The organism is Achromobacter sp. UMC46 (genome assembly GCF_014170335.1).
GTDB lineage: Bacteria > Pseudomonadota > Gammaproteobacteria > Burkholderiales > Burkholderiaceae_B > Achromobacter.
Genome location: NZ_LZZS01000003.1, coordinates 446,898 through 459,779, shown reverse-complemented (window position 1 = coordinate 459,779; position 12,882 = coordinate 446,898). Strand labels below are relative to the sequence as shown.

Sequence of the window (12,882 nt, the reverse complement as noted above, 5' to 3'; positions counted from 1 at the left end):
AAGTGGATCTGCTACCACGATTCGCCCGGGGGGGAACAGCCCGACGTGGCGGCGGGTCGCGAGAGTCCGGGCCGGCCCGTGATCGCCCTGCAGGCCGGGAACATGAACCGGCAAACCCCGGCGCCAGCCTGCCGGTTGAACAAATGCTTGGGGAAATCTGGCTCCTTTTGGATCATCGAGTCAAAAACAACCTCATTAGGTTTTGATCGTAACGATTGCTAGCGATATTCATCCAGGAAGGAATCGAACAGTGTTCTCAGCATTTAAAAGCGTGCGATTTGCCGAACAGGAACAGCACACGGTGAAGCGGGCAGGGGCGCGGCGAAGTGGGGGCAGTTACTTCTTTTCGTTCGCCGCCATCCTTGGCACGGCCTCTTGGGTTTTGACCGCGCCAGCGGCGCTGGCGGCGGACCGGTATTTCATTCAAACAGGCAATATAACGTGGGGCCAAACCCCCAGCAGCGGATTCGACACGAACGGCAGCCCGGTTCCGGGTGGAACTGATCGGGCAATCTACGCGATGGCTGGAAGCGGGCAATCCATGTTGTGGGGCCCAGCCCGCCAGATAGGCTCCCTCGTCTTTTTAGCGCCGTATACCGGCACGGGTTTCATCCCCAACACTGCGAGTCCGACGCTGAATGCCGTCATGACGATCAATGGCGTTGACGGTGTCGGCGTGGAAAGCCGGGTGAATCAACAGATCGATCTCAGTTCCAGAATCGCGCTGGGCAATGACCAGGAATGGCGCATCGAGAGCGAGAGCGGCAGCGTTCGGCAATTGACCAACGGCAATACCCGCAATCTGAACCTCAATACCTCGGTGCTGACGCTGAACGCGGTCAACGCCGGCAATGCCTTCGTTCTGGAACAGGCAATCATCGGCAGCGGCGGCCTGATTATCTCGGGCGCTGGCAGCACCACGCTGAGCGGCGCCAATACCTACACGGGCGGAACGTACATCAACGGCGGAACTTTGCGGGTGTCCAGCGACGCCAACCTGGGCAATGCGGCCGGAACGCTCGAATTCAATGGCGGCGTGCTGCAGATCAGCGGCACCACATTCACCGCAACGGCGCGCGCAATCACGCTGGATGAGCGCGGAGGGACGCTCGACGTCGCGGACGCAGGCAACACCGTGACGGTAGGCACGGGGGTCGCCGGAACGGGTTCGTTGACCAAGCTCGGCGCGGGCGCCCTGTCGCTCTCGGGCGACAACCGCTACAGCGGAGACACCCGCATCGAATCCGGCCGGCTGTCATTGACGGGCGCAGGCCGCCTGGCAGTGTCGAACCGGGTAGTGGTCGGCGATGGCATCTTTGACATTTCAGCGACGGCGGCCGGAGCAACCATCGGCACCCTGGCGGGCGCGGGCGACGTCGCCCTCGGCACCCAGACGCTAACGTTGACCGCGGCGAACGATACCTTCGGGGGCACGCTGCAAGGAAGCGGCGGGCTGACGCTGAATGCCGGCACGCAAGGGCTTTCAGGCACCAGCATCGGCTTTACGGGACCCACCACGATCCAGGGCGGCGTCCTGGCCGTGAACGGGTCGATCGGAAACTCCGCCGTGACGGTCCGGCAAGGCGGCACGCTGGCCGGCGGGGGCACGGTCGGAACGACGCAGGTGGAGCGCGGCGGCGTGGTGGCTCCCGGATCATCCATTGGCACCCTGACGGTCAATGGCAATTTCACGCAGGCGGCAGGTTCGGTGTATCAGATCGAACTCGACCCGAGCTCCTCGGCATCGGATCTGATCGCGGTGAACGGCGCGGCCACGCTGCAACCCGGCGCGCGCTATGACCTCAAACCCGTCTCGGCGGCAAGCTACCGCCTGGGCACGAAGTACACCGTGCTCAGCGCGACGGGCGGGGTCGGCGGGACCTATGGCCAGTCGGTGCCCGTCTCGGCGTTTCTTGCCCTGCAAGACAGCTACGACAGCAACCATGTCTATCTCAGTTTGGTGCAGGTTCGTAGCGTCGACCAGGCTGCGGAAACACCCAACCAGGGCAGCACCGCCGGCGGCCTTGCCGGCGCGGCAGGCGACACGGTGCTGAACGCGGATTCCGACGCGCAAGCGCGCGACATGTTGGACGCGCTGTCCGGCGAAGCATTGGCGTCGTCCAAGGGCATGCTGGTCTCGGGCACCTTGCTGGTCCGCAATTCGGTCAATGACCGCCTGCGGGACACGTCATGCCTGAACGACGGGCGTGAAGGCCGCGGCAGCGCACTGGCGCGCGCCTGCGCCAGCGACGCTACACCCCGCGCGTGGGCACAGGCGCTGGGTGGCTGGGGCCGCGCCGGCGGCGGACAAGGCATTTCCCAGATCAAACAGGACACCGCCGGTTTCCTGATCGGTGCCGACATGCCTCTTGCGGGCGATTGGCGGGCAGGCGCCTTTGCCGGCTACACCCATACCAGCTTCAACGTGGATCAGCTTGACTCCAAGGGCGGCGCCGACAGCTACCACTTCGGCGTCTATGGCGGACGACAGTGGGATCGCCTGGCGCTGCGCGTGGGCGCGGCTTACTCGTGGCATGACGTGGATACGCGCCGCTCGGTACGTATAGGCAACCTGAGCAACAACCTGCGAGCCGATTACGACGCGGGTGCAAGCCAAGTCTTCGGAGAAGTGGGATACGGGCTGTCCCGAGGCGTTCTTCGTATTGAGCCGATTGCCGCGCTGGCCTTCGTGAACCTCCGCACAGACGGGTTCGATGAGCGTGGTGGTGATGCCGCGCTGAGCAGTCGTTCCGACAGCTCCAACACCTGGTTTTCCACGCTCGGCATCAGGCCGTCGTTGGATATCGAAGTCGGCAAGATGAGCGGCACCGTTCGCGGCCTGATCGGATGGCGGCACGCTTTCGGCGACACGACGCCCACATCGACCGTGGCCTTTTCCGGGGGCAGCGCCTTCAGCGTCTCCGGCGCGCCCATCGCCGAGGATGCCGCCGTGGTCGAGATCGGCGCGGACTTGGCGCTTTCCCCGACTGCGACCCTGGGACTGGCCTACGGCGGACAGTTCGGTTCCAGCAACACCGACCAGCGATTGCAGGCCAATTTGTCGATCCGATTCTAGGGACGCAGGCGAAGTGGGTGCGGCCATTCCACGTCCGCTTCGCCTGGCGGCTGCCTAGCCCGGTTGCAACGGCATCGCCGCATCAAGGAGATGATCGACGATAGCCAGGATCTGCTCGGCGGCCTGTGCGATGTGCCGTTCCAACGCGGCCTCGGCCTTCTCGGCCCGGCCTTGGCGGCTAAGCGCGATCAATTCCTTGTGCTCGTCATGGGCCTGCTGGCGGATCGGCGCATTGACGATCTGGAAGCGGAAATAGCGTTCGGATTTTTCGTGCAAGGCGCGGACCATGCCCAGCGCCGCCGGCCGTTGCGCGGACCGGTACAGCAATTCGTGAAGCTGCCAATTCAGCCGCCCCCACTGCTCGGGCGCCGCCGTGTCCATCTGCGCCACCACGTCGTCGGCGCGGTCCAGGTCGCCGTCGTCATGCTGCTGCACGGCAAGGCGAAACAGCCACGGCTCCAGCCGCATGCGGATATCGAAGAATTCCTGCACTTCCGTGCGCGACAGCATCGACACGTACGCGCCCCGGTGCGGGATCATGTCGATCAGCCCTTCGGCGCTCAATTGGCGAATGGCCTCGCGCACGGGCAGACGACTTACGCCCAGTTCTTCCGCGAACAACTCCTGGCGCAACGCGGACCCCGGCGGGATCACGCCGGACAGGATGCGGTCGCGCAGCTCGTCCACCACCAGGTCGACGGCGGTTTTGCGGACCAGCCGGCCGGCGGATCCGGTTTGGGGACGGGTCGGGGAAGCGGAAAGCGGCGAATTCTGAGACACGTGAAACCTGCCTGGTTGGGCCGCCAGGCAAACGCCAGGCGGCATGGGAATGCGGGCGGCGGGCCCGTTGTGCCCAGGAAAACCCCGAGAGACAGCCGGTATCCACAGCCCGTTTAATGCGAGTATATTGGATCCATGATCCAGTTGTTAACGCCCGTCCGAGGACGTGGCGATTCGAGGCAAACCGCCTCGTTTTTTTGACTCTTTATTTTTGGATCCAATATCCAATAACCAATATCCGCCTGAAAACCGCCGGGCGGCCACGCATCAGGAGTTGCAGCATGAGCATTCAATGGCAAGGCGTTTTCCCCGCCGTCACCACCAAACTGAACCCCGACTTCTCGCTGGATCTGAACGCCCTGCGGCAGGGCCTGGAGCGCCTGATCGCCAACGGTGTGGGCGGCGTCGTGATGATGGGCATGGTGGGTGAAAACGCCCAACTATCGCCCGACGAGAAACTGACCGTGTTGCGCACGGCCGTGGAAACCGTGCGCGGCCGCGTGCCGGTGATCTCCGGCGTGGCCGAGACCGGCACCGCCCGTGCCGCGGCGTTCGCGCAGGAAGCGGCGACGATCGGCGTGAACGGGCTGATGGTGTTTCCCGGCCTGACCTACAAGTCGGACAACCGCGAAACGGTGGCGTTCTACCGCACAGTGGCGCAGGCCAGCCCCCTGCCCATCCTGCTTTACAACAACCCCCGCGGCTACGGCGTCGACCTGACGCCGGACGTGGTGGCTGAATTGCTGGAAGAACCGACCATCGTGGCTATCAAGGAGGAGTCCTACGACACGACCCGCGTCACCGATCTGATCACCCGCTTCGGCGACCGACTCGCGGTGGTGTGCGGCGTGGACGACCTGGTGCTGGAAAGCGCCGCTCTGGGCGTGACCGCCTGGGTCTCGGGCATGGCCAACGCCGTTCCCAAGGCTTCGGTCGACTTGCTCCGGCTGGCCGCCGAGGGCGATTTCGTGCGTGCCCGCAAGCTGTACGCCGCGCTGACACCGTTGTTCCACCTGGACACCGTGGTCAAGCTGGTGCAGCACATCAAGCTGGCCGAACACCTGATCACCGGCAGCGCCGAAACCGTGAAGCCGCCGCGCCTGGACCTTGCGGGCGCGGAACGCGAACGCACCATCGCCATCACCAAACAGACGCTCGCGGACCTGTCCGCCCTGGGCTACTGATCACTGATTTCGGAACCGCCACCATGCGACTCATCCGCCTGCCCGCGCTGCTTGCCAGCGCCCTGATTGCCCAGTCCGCCGCGCATGCCGCGGACTATCCCGTCCGCTCCATGGAACTTGTCGTCGCCTACCAGCCTGGCGGCGGCAGCGACAACACTGCCCGCGCCATCGCTGAGGCCGTGCGTCCCCCGCTGCTTGCGCAGCCCACCGTCGTGATCAACAAGCCCGGCGCAAGCGGCTCCATCGGGTGGTCGTATGTGGCCAACGCGCAGCCGGACGGCTACAGGCTCGTCCTGATGACGCCGGAAATGCTGGTGGTTCCGTTGATGGGCATCGGCAAGACCACCGTCGCCGACTTCCTGCCGATCGCGCGCTTCACCGACGATCCGTCCTCGGTGACGGTGCGCGCCGATGCGCCCTGGAAGACGGTGGAAGAGTTCCTGGAATACGCCAGGAAGAATCCGGAGCGGGTGGCGGTGTCCAACGCCGGCATCGGCACCGTGCCGCACATGGCCGCCGCCGCGCTGGGCGAACAGACCGGCGTGAAGTTCGTGCATGTGCCCTATCAGGGATCGGCGCCAGCCATCATGGGCCTGCTGGCGGGCGACGTGCAAGCCACGACAGTCGCCTATGCCGAACTGCAGCAGCACGTCGACACCGGCAAGCTGCGCACGCTTGCCGTGATGGCGCCGAAACGACTGGAAAACCTGCCGGCGGTGCCCACCATGAAGGAACGCGGCGCCGACCTGCAATTCAGCGTGTGGCGCGGCATCGGCCTGCCCAAGTCCGCCCCCGCCGATGCGGTGGCGAAATGGCGCGCCGCCGCCAGCCAGGTAGCGCAATCCAAGGAATTCCAGAGCCTAATGCGCAAGCAGAACCTGACGCCGTCCTATGCCGATCAGCCGCAGTTCGCGGCTGACGTGGCCCGCCAGGAACAGGCCTTCAACACCCTGGTGCCCAAGCTGAACCTGAAACCGTAGGCCCAGCCCGGGACGCCAAACGTCTTATTCCACCGTTGCGCCGGACCGCTTCACGACTTCGGCCCAACGGGGGATTTCGGTGGCCATCAGCGCGCGCAGTTCGTCGGGCGTGCTGCCCACCAGCTCCATGCCCATGGTCTTGCCGAGCTTTTCCTGCACATCGGGCTCTTTCAGGATGACCGCGATCTCCTGTGCCAGCTTGTCCAGGATCGGCTTGGGCGTGCCCTTGGGCGCATAGACCGCCTGCCACGACGCCATCTGGAACCCCGGCACGCCGGCTTCCTGCATGGTCGGCACATCGGGCGCCAGCGAAATGCGGTCCTTGGTGGTGACGGCCAACAGCTTCAGCTTGCCGGTCTGCAACAGCGGCAAGGCCGCCGTCATCTGATCGAACATGAAAGTCACCGCGCCCGACGACACGTCCACCATCGCGGGCGGCGTGCCCTTGTACGGCACGTGCGTCAACGGCACGCCGATCATGCTTGAGAACAGTTCGCCGGCCAGGTGCGTTGACGTGCCCGCGCCGGACGACGCGAACGTGCGCTTGTTCGGATCGCGCTTGAGCAACGCGATCAGGTCGGCCACCGAATTCACACCCAGGTTGGGATCCACCAGCAGCACGTTGGGCAGGTAGGCGATCAGCGACACCGGTTCAAAGTCCTTCACCGGGTCGTACTTCAGGTTCTTGTACAGGCTGGCGTTGATGGCATGCGTGCTGATGGTGCCGCCGAACAGCGTATAGCCGTCGGGCGGCGCCTTGGCCACATAGGTCGCGCCGATGCCGCCGGCAGCGCCCGGCTTGTTCTCGACGATGACGTTCTGGTGCAGGCGGTCACCCAGCTTCTGGGCCAGCACGCGGCCCACCACGTCGGTCGAACCACCGACGGTGAACGGCACCACGTAAGAAATCGGCTTCTGGGCGGGCCAGTCGGCGGCGCTGGCCGGCATGGCCATAACGCCAATGGCGGCGCCGGCCAGCAGCGCGCCCAACGCGATGCGTCGTTGCGGTTTCATATTGTCTCCTGCCTTGATTTATAGGTATGGGTCGCCGGCCGGGCGGCCGGCGGCAAGGCTCAACGGCCCTGTTCTTTGCGCCAGGCGGCGAATTTGTCTTTGGTGCCGGGGTCGGTGGGCGGATACAGGCCCAGGATGGACGCGCCCTGCTGCACCTGGCCGGTCACGAAGTCTTCGAAGGCGGTCATCTCCACGGCTTCGACCGAGATCTCGTCGGCCAGATGCGCCGGAATCACCACGACGCCCTCGCGGTCGCCCACGACGATGTCGCCCGGCCACACCGCCACGTCGCCGCAGCCGATGGGCGCGTTGATGTCCAGCGCCTGGTGCAGCGTCAGGTTGGTCGGGGCCGACGGTCGCTGGTGATAGGCGGCAAAGCCCAGCTCGGCGATTTCGGGCGAATCGCGGAAACCGCCATCGGTGACGACGCCCGCCACGCCGCGCTTCATCAGGCGCGTGACCAGGATAGAGCCCGCGGAGGCCGCGCGCGCGTCCTTGCGGCTGTCCATCACCAGCACCGCGCCTTCCGGGCAGGTCTCGACCGCGACGCGCTGCGGGTGCGAGCGGTCTTCAAACACCTTGATGGTGTTCAGGTCTTCACGGGCGGGGATATAGCGCAGCGTGAACGCCGGGCCGACCATGTTGGGCAGATTGGCGTTCAGCGGGCGCACGTCCTGGATGAACTGGTTGCGCAGGCCGCGTTTGAACAAGGCCGTGCACAGCGTGGCCGTGCTGATGCCGGCCAGGCGGGCGCGGGTTTCGGGATTCATTTGGGACACGATGACTCCGGGGGTCGATAGACGATGAATGGGGAAGCGCCAGGCGGGCCGCGCCCGCCTGCGCGCTTAGAAGATCTCGGGTTCCGGCACGGGTGCGCCGAAGCCGGTTTCCAGGAAGTCGAAGTCGCAGCCGTCGTTGGCTTGCAGGATGTGCTTGGAGTACATCCAGCCGTAGCCGCGCTCGTAGCGCTTGGGCGGCGGGGTCCAGGCGGCGCGGCGCGCGGACAGCTCCTCGTCGCTGATGTTCAAGTGGATGCTGCGGGCGGGCACGTCCACCGTGATCGTGTCGCCCGTCTTGACCAGCGCCAATGGACCGCCGATATAGGCCTCGGGTGCCACGTGCAGAATGCAGGCGCCGTAGCTGGTGCCGCTCATGCGGGCATCCGACAGACGCAGCATGTCGCGCACGCCCTGCTTCACCAGCTTGGTCGGGATGGGCAGCATGCCCCACTCCGGCATGCCGGGGCCGCCCTGCGGGCCGGCGTTGCGCAGGATCATGATGTGTTCGGGCGTGACGTCCAGGTCCTCGTCATCGACCGCGGCCTTCATGCTGGGATAGTCGTCGAACACCAGCGCCGGGCCGGTGTGCTGAAGGAATTGCGGCGCGCAGGCGCTGGGCTTGATCACGCAGCCGTCCGGCGCGATATTGCCGCGCAGCACGGCCAGCGCGCCTTCGTCGTAGATGGCGGTGTCCAGCTTGCGAATCACGTCGTCGTTATAGACCTCGGCGCCCGCGATGTTCTCGCCCAGCGACTTGCCCGTGACGGTCATGGCCGTGGGATCCAGGTGGTCTTGCAAGCGCGACATCAGCGCGGGCAGGCCGCCCGCGTAATAGAAGTCTTCCATCAGATACGTATCGCCGCTGGGCCGGATGTTGGCGATGACCGGGACCTTGCGGCTGGCCGCGTCGAAGTCGTCCAGGCCCACCGCGTGGCCGGCGCGGCGCGACATCGCGACCAGGTGCACGATGGCGTTGGTGGAACAGCCCATCGCCATGGCGACGTTGATGGCATTCTTGAAAGACGCCAGGCTCAGGATGCGCTGGGGCGTCAGGTCTTCCCAGACCATCTCCACCGCGCGGCGGCCGCACTCGGCGGACATGCGCATGTGGTTGACGTCCGCCGCCGGGATCGAGGACGCGCCAGGCAGCGTCATGCCGATGGCCTCGGCGATGGCAGTCATGGTGCTGGCCGTGCCCATCGTCATGCAGGTGCCGTAGCTGCGGGCGATGCCGCCCTCCACTTCGGTCCATTGTTCTTGCGTGATCTTGCCCGCGCGGCGCTCGTCCCACAGCTTCCAGGCGTCCGAGCCCGACCCCAGGATCTTCCCCTTCCAGTTGCCGCGCAGCATCGGGCCCGCCGGCACGTACACGCATGGCAGCCCGGCGCTGATGGCGCCCATGATCAGGCCCGGCGTCGTCTTGTCGCAACCACCCATCAACACGGCGCCGTCGACCGGATGGCTGCGCAGCAGCTCTTCGGTTTCCATCGCCAGGAAGTTGCGGTACAGCATGGTCGTCGGCTTGACGAACGATTCCGATACCGAAATCGCCGGCAGCTCCACCGGGAAACCGCCCGCCTGGAACACGCCGCGCTTCACGTCTTCGACGCGCTGCTTGAAATGGCTGTGACAGGGATTCAGGTCCGACCACGTGTTGATGATGGCGATGATGGGCCGGCCGACCCAATCGTCAGGGCCATAGCCCATTTGCATCATGCGGGAACGGTGGCCGAACGAACGCAGGTCATCCTTGGCCATCCAGGCGGCGCTGCGCAGACTTTCGTAGGAACGTTTCATAGGAGATGAGGGGGAAAAGCGTGGTGGGGATGGGATCATTTAAACACTAATACATTAGTGCGTCAGCTAGGTGGAAACCCGCTACACTGCGGACTTCGACCACCGTACTCCCGACACGCATTCGGATGCAAAGCCAAAAGCTCAGACTGGACCGGTCGCGCCACGCAGCGCCCCAGGTCTTCGAACATCTACGCGAACAGATCGTGTCGCTGGAACTCGCGCCCGGCGCGGCGTTGTCGCGCGTCACGCTGGCGGAAACCTATGGACTGAGCCAGACACCCATCCGCGACGCCCTGATGCGCCTGGCCGAAGAAGCGCTGGTCGAGATCTACCCGCAGCACACCACCGTCGTCAGCCGCATCGACATCCCCGCCGCCCGGCAGGCCCACTTCCTGCGCCAATCGCTGGAGCTGGAAATCGTGCACCTGCTGGCGCAACGGCCCGACCCGATGCTGCACAAGCGCCTGCAAGCCAGCATCGACCTGCAACGCGTCAGCCATGCCAACGGCGAATATCAGCATTTCATCGACGCCGACCAGGCCTTCCACCGTGACATGCATGCGGCGGCGGGCGTGACCAGCCTGTGGGAACTGGAGCAACGCTACAGCGGCCACCTGGACCGCCTGCGCCGGCTGCACCTGCCGGAAGCCGGCAAGGCCGAACGCATCATGGACGACCATCAGCGCCTGTTGGATGCCATCGTGGCGCAAGCGCCCGAACGCGCGCAGCAGGTGCTGCGCGAACACCTGTCAGGCACGCTCAGCCAGGTCGCCGAGATCTGCAAGCGTTATCCGGAGTACGTGCTGGCGGAATGACGCCGGCGGCTCGGCTTGGCGCCCTGCCCGAAGATGTCCTCCTGGGCGGCCTTGTTCAGCGCGATGATGGCGGGATGCTGCAGTTGCCGCTCGGTGGTCAGCGCATACAGCTGCTCTTTGACGGCAGCCGTGCTGCCGATGGCGCGCACCCGGTATTGCTTGACCAGATAGGCAGTGGTCGCCGTCGGCGCCACAAACAGGCCCGCCCCGGTCTGGCCGAATGAATTCAACAACGCGCTGTCGTCGAATTCGCCGACGATGCGGGGCCGGATATCGTGGTCGTCGAACCACTGCACCAAGCGCGCCCGGATCGCCGCGTCTTCGCCCGGCAGCAGGAACGGGGCCTGATCCAGCATCTTCGGAAAGCGGCCCGGCAATTGTTCAAGCAACGCCGGCGCCCCGAAAAACGTCAGGCTGCTTTCGCCCAGCAGATGGCTGAAGCCGCGCACATTCAAATGGCTGGGCATAGGGCGGTCGGCGATCACCATGTCGTACCGGTGCACCGCCAGGTCCGCCAGCAGGAAGGCCAGCCGGCCTTCGCGGCAAATCAGCCGCACGCGCTCTTCCAGTCGCAGTACCGGTTCGATCATCCGGTACACCAGCGATTTGGGCACCCCTTCGGCGATCCCCAGCCTGAATTCCACGGCGGGCCGCGCGGGCCGGTCACGCAGATCGTCCAGCAGCTCGTCGCCAAGCGTGAAGATGCGGTCCGCGTACTGCAACGCGCGGCGGCCGATATCCGTCAGTTCAAGGCCGCGCCCCACCCGCCGGAACAAGGCGGAATCCAGCGAAGATTCCAGTTCCTGCAACTGGCCGCTGATCGACTGCGGCGTGCGCTGCAATTGCTGCGCCGCGCGGGCAATGCTGCCCGCCTTGGCGACCATCCAGAAATAGCGCAGATGCTTGTAGTTGAGAGTGACCATGGCCGATCAATCCAAAAAATCTGACTATCACTTCATGATATGCGAATTGTCCGACGAATTGGCGTGATCTAGACTGGCCTCGTACTTTGCAGGAGGCGCCAAATGGGTCAGGTCGAGACGTTCGCCACAACGCCGATGTGGATGGGATTCATCGGCTTCGTGCTGGCTGTGCTGGCGATTGACTTGTATGCGCTGGGCGGCCGTCGCGCGCACCGGGTGTCGTCGCGGGAGGCGCTGGCCTGGGTGCTTGCGTGGGCCACGCTGGCGACGCTTTTCGGCTTGTCGATGTGGTGGTTTCTCGACGCCAGCGCCGGCCGGGCCGTGGCCAATCAAAAGGCGCTGGAGTACTTCACCGGATACCTGATCGAACTGTCCCTGTCCGCGGACAATATGTTCGTCTTTTCGCTGATCTTCACGTACTTCGCGGTGCCCGCGGAATTGCAGCGGCGGGTGTTGCTGTACGGCGTGCTGGGCGCCATTGTGATGCGCATCGGGATGATTCTTGCGGGCGTCTGGCTGCTGTCGCAGTTCGTATGGCTGTTCTACGTGCTTGGCGTCTTCCTGATCTTGAGCGGCGCCAGGATGCTGGCCACGGCCGGACGCCAGCCCGATATCGCCCAGAACCCGCTGGTCCGCTTCATGCGGGCAAGAATGCGCATCACCCCCGACTACCACGGGCAGTCCTTTTTTGTCCGCGTCGACGGGTTGCGCTACGCCACCCCCATGTTCGTCGTCCTGCTGATGATCGAAGCGACCGATGTCGTCTTTGCCGTCGACAGCATCCCGGCAATCTTCGCCGTGACGCGGGACCCGTTCATTGTCTTCACCTCGAACATTTTCGCCATCATGGGCCTGCGGGCGCTCTACTTCCTGTTGGCGGACATGGTGGACCGTTTCCATTACCTGAAGTATGGGCTGGCGATCGTGCTGATCGTCATCGGCGGCAAGATGCTGGCGGCGCAGTGGGTCCATGTGCCGGTGCACTGGTCGCTTGGCGTGGTCGGCCTGGTGTTGGCCGCATCCATCGGCGCCAGCTTGCTGCTGCCCAGGCGGAAGGCCCCGGCCAACCGCCGCAACGTGAAGAAGGCACACACCGAGGAGTTGCCATGAACACGATCATTCTCGCCACCGACGGATCGACCTACAGCGATGAAGCGGCCCGCTACCTGGTCGCAAGCCCATTGCTGAACCGCGACTTCGTCGTGCATGTGGTCCATTGCGAACCCGACGTGTCGGGGGACGTCCAGTCGTTCATCGGCAAGGCCGAGATCGACGCCTGGCACCACGAAGAAAGCGGCAAGGCGATGCGCTCGGTGGTGGACATACTTCGCCGCGGAAACGTCAACTACGAATGCCACGAGCTGACGGGATTCACGCCCGGAAAGATCGTCACGTACGCGGAAAGCGTCAACGCCGCCTGCATCGTGCTGGGATCGCATCACCGCAGCCCGCTCGTCAATGCGCTGATGGGGTCGGTCAGTGGAAGGATCCTGGCGCACGCGCCATGTCCGGTGCTGGTGGTTTGAGGGGGATT

Annotated in this window: 11 protein-coding genes; 6 read left to right on the top strand and 5 right to left on the bottom strand. The window is 64.9% G+C overall.

The features are described from left to right. Window positions 1-271: 271 nt before the first annotated feature. Window positions 272-3,076, top strand: a complete 2,805-nt coding sequence (locus A9973_RS02575) for an autotransporter domain-containing protein (protein ID WP_183012193.1) — start codon at window positions 272-274, stop codon at window positions 3,074-3,076. 54 nt (window positions 3,077-3,130) lie between these two features. Here the strand turns inward: A9973_RS02575 and A9973_RS02570 are convergent, their stop codons facing one another. After that, window positions 3,131-3,856, bottom strand: coding sequence for a GntR family transcriptional regulator (locus tag A9973_RS02570; protein ID WP_183012192.1), 726 nt, complete (start codon window positions 3,854-3,856; stop codon window positions 3,131-3,133). Between the two features lie 281 nt (window positions 3,857-4,137). On the opposite strand from A9973_RS02570, the gene A9973_RS02565 reads away from it, so the two are divergent. Together A9973_RS02565 and A9973_RS02560 are read left to right on the top strand one after the other, a co-directional pair. Next, on the top strand, window positions 4,138-5,040 hold the full coding sequence (locus A9973_RS02565; protein WP_183012191.1) for a dihydrodipicolinate synthase family protein: 903 nt from the start codon (window positions 4,138-4,140) through the stop codon (window positions 5,038-5,040). Window positions 5,041-5,063: 23 nt separating this feature from the next. After that, window positions 5,064-6,020: a tripartite tricarboxylate transporter substrate binding protein gene (locus tag A9973_RS02560; protein WP_183012190.1), complete on the top strand. Its 957-nt coding sequence runs from the start codon at window positions 5,064-5,066 to the stop codon at window positions 6,018-6,020. A gap of 24 nt (window positions 6,021-6,044) precedes the next feature. On the opposite strand, the gene A9973_RS02555 is transcribed toward A9973_RS02560, so the two are convergent. The 3 genes from A9973_RS02555 to araD all read right to left on the bottom strand — a co-directional run bounded on the left by A9973_RS02555 (window position 6,045) and on the right by araD (window position 9,610). Continuing rightward, complete coding sequence (locus A9973_RS02555; RefSeq protein WP_183012189.1) at window positions 6,045-7,034, bottom strand: tripartite tricarboxylate transporter substrate binding protein; 990 nt, start codon at window positions 7,032-7,034, stop codon at window positions 6,045-6,047. 59 nt (window positions 7,035-7,093) lie between these two features. Next, complete coding sequence (locus A9973_RS02550; protein WP_183012291.1) at window positions 7,094-7,804, bottom strand: ribonuclease activity regulator RraA; 711 nt, start codon at window positions 7,802-7,804, stop codon at window positions 7,094-7,096. A gap of 75 nt (window positions 7,805-7,879) precedes the next feature. After that, on the bottom strand, window positions 7,880-9,610 hold the full coding sequence (araD, locus tag A9973_RS02545) for an L-arabinonate dehydratase (RefSeq protein WP_183012188.1): 1,731 nt from the start codon (window positions 9,608-9,610) through the stop codon (window positions 7,880-7,882). Between the two features lie 125 nt (window positions 9,611-9,735). Here araD and A9973_RS02540 point away from each other — a divergent pair, with 125 nt between their 5' ends. Further along, window positions 9,736-10,425 (top strand): GntR family transcriptional regulator, encoded by a 690-nt coding sequence (locus tag A9973_RS02540; protein WP_183012187.1) that lies wholly within the window; start codon window positions 9,736-9,738, stop codon window positions 10,423-10,425. Here A9973_RS02540 and nhaR read toward each other — a convergent pair. Beyond that, window positions 10,398-11,348 (bottom strand): transcriptional activator NhaR, encoded by a 951-nt coding sequence (gene nhaR / locus A9973_RS02535; protein WP_183012186.1) that lies wholly within the window; start codon window positions 11,346-11,348, stop codon window positions 10,398-10,400. The genes A9973_RS02540 and nhaR overlap by 28 nt on opposite strands. 102 nt (window positions 11,349-11,450) lie before the next feature. Here nhaR and A9973_RS02530 point away from each other — a divergent pair, with 102 nt between their 5' ends. Continuing rightward, window positions 11,451-12,458 (top strand): TerC family protein, encoded by a 1,008-nt coding sequence (locus A9973_RS02530; RefSeq protein ID WP_183012185.1) that lies wholly within the window; start codon window positions 11,451-11,453, stop codon window positions 12,456-12,458. Next, window positions 12,455-12,874, top strand: coding sequence for a universal stress protein (locus tag A9973_RS02525; protein WP_183012184.1), 420 nt, complete (start codon window positions 12,455-12,457; stop codon window positions 12,872-12,874). The genes A9973_RS02530 and A9973_RS02525 overlap by 4 nt, the downstream gene beginning before the upstream one ends. Window positions 12,875-12,882 lie beyond the last annotated feature (8 nt).

What these genes read in the sequence shown, in the direction of transcription:
- araD (WP_183012188.1), bottom strand. Translation starts at nt 9,610, where the DNA reads ATGAAACGTTCCTACGAAAGTCTGCGCAGCGCCGCCTGGATGGCCAAG.
- nhaR (WP_183012186.1), bottom strand. Translation starts at nt 11,348, where the DNA reads ATGGTCACTCTCAACTACAAGCATCTGCGCTATTTCTGGATGGTCGCC.
- A9973_RS02550 (WP_183012291.1), bottom strand. Translation starts at nt 7,804, where the DNA reads ATGAATCCCGAAACCCGCGCCCGCCTGGCCGGCATCAGCACGGCCACG.
- A9973_RS02525 (WP_183012184.1), top strand. Translation starts at nt 12,455, where the DNA reads ATGAACACGATCATTCTCGCCACCGACGGATCGACCTACAGCGATGAA.
- A9973_RS02530 (WP_183012185.1), top strand. Translation starts at nt 11,451, where the DNA reads ATGGGTCAGGTCGAGACGTTCGCCACAACGCCGATGTGGATGGGATTC.
- A9973_RS02540 (WP_183012187.1), top strand. Translation starts at nt 9,736, where the DNA reads ATGCAAAGCCAAAAGCTCAGACTGGACCGGTCGCGCCACGCAGCGCCC.
- A9973_RS02555 (WP_183012189.1), bottom strand. Translation starts at nt 7,034, where the DNA reads ATGAAACCGCAACGACGCATCGCGTTGGGCGCGCTGCTGGCCGGCGCC.
- A9973_RS02560 (WP_183012190.1), top strand. Translation starts at nt 5,064, where the DNA reads ATGCGACTCATCCGCCTGCCCGCGCTGCTTGCCAGCGCCCTGATTGCC.
- A9973_RS02565 (WP_183012191.1), top strand. Translation starts at nt 4,138, where the DNA reads ATGAGCATTCAATGGCAAGGCGTTTTCCCCGCCGTCACCACCAAACTG.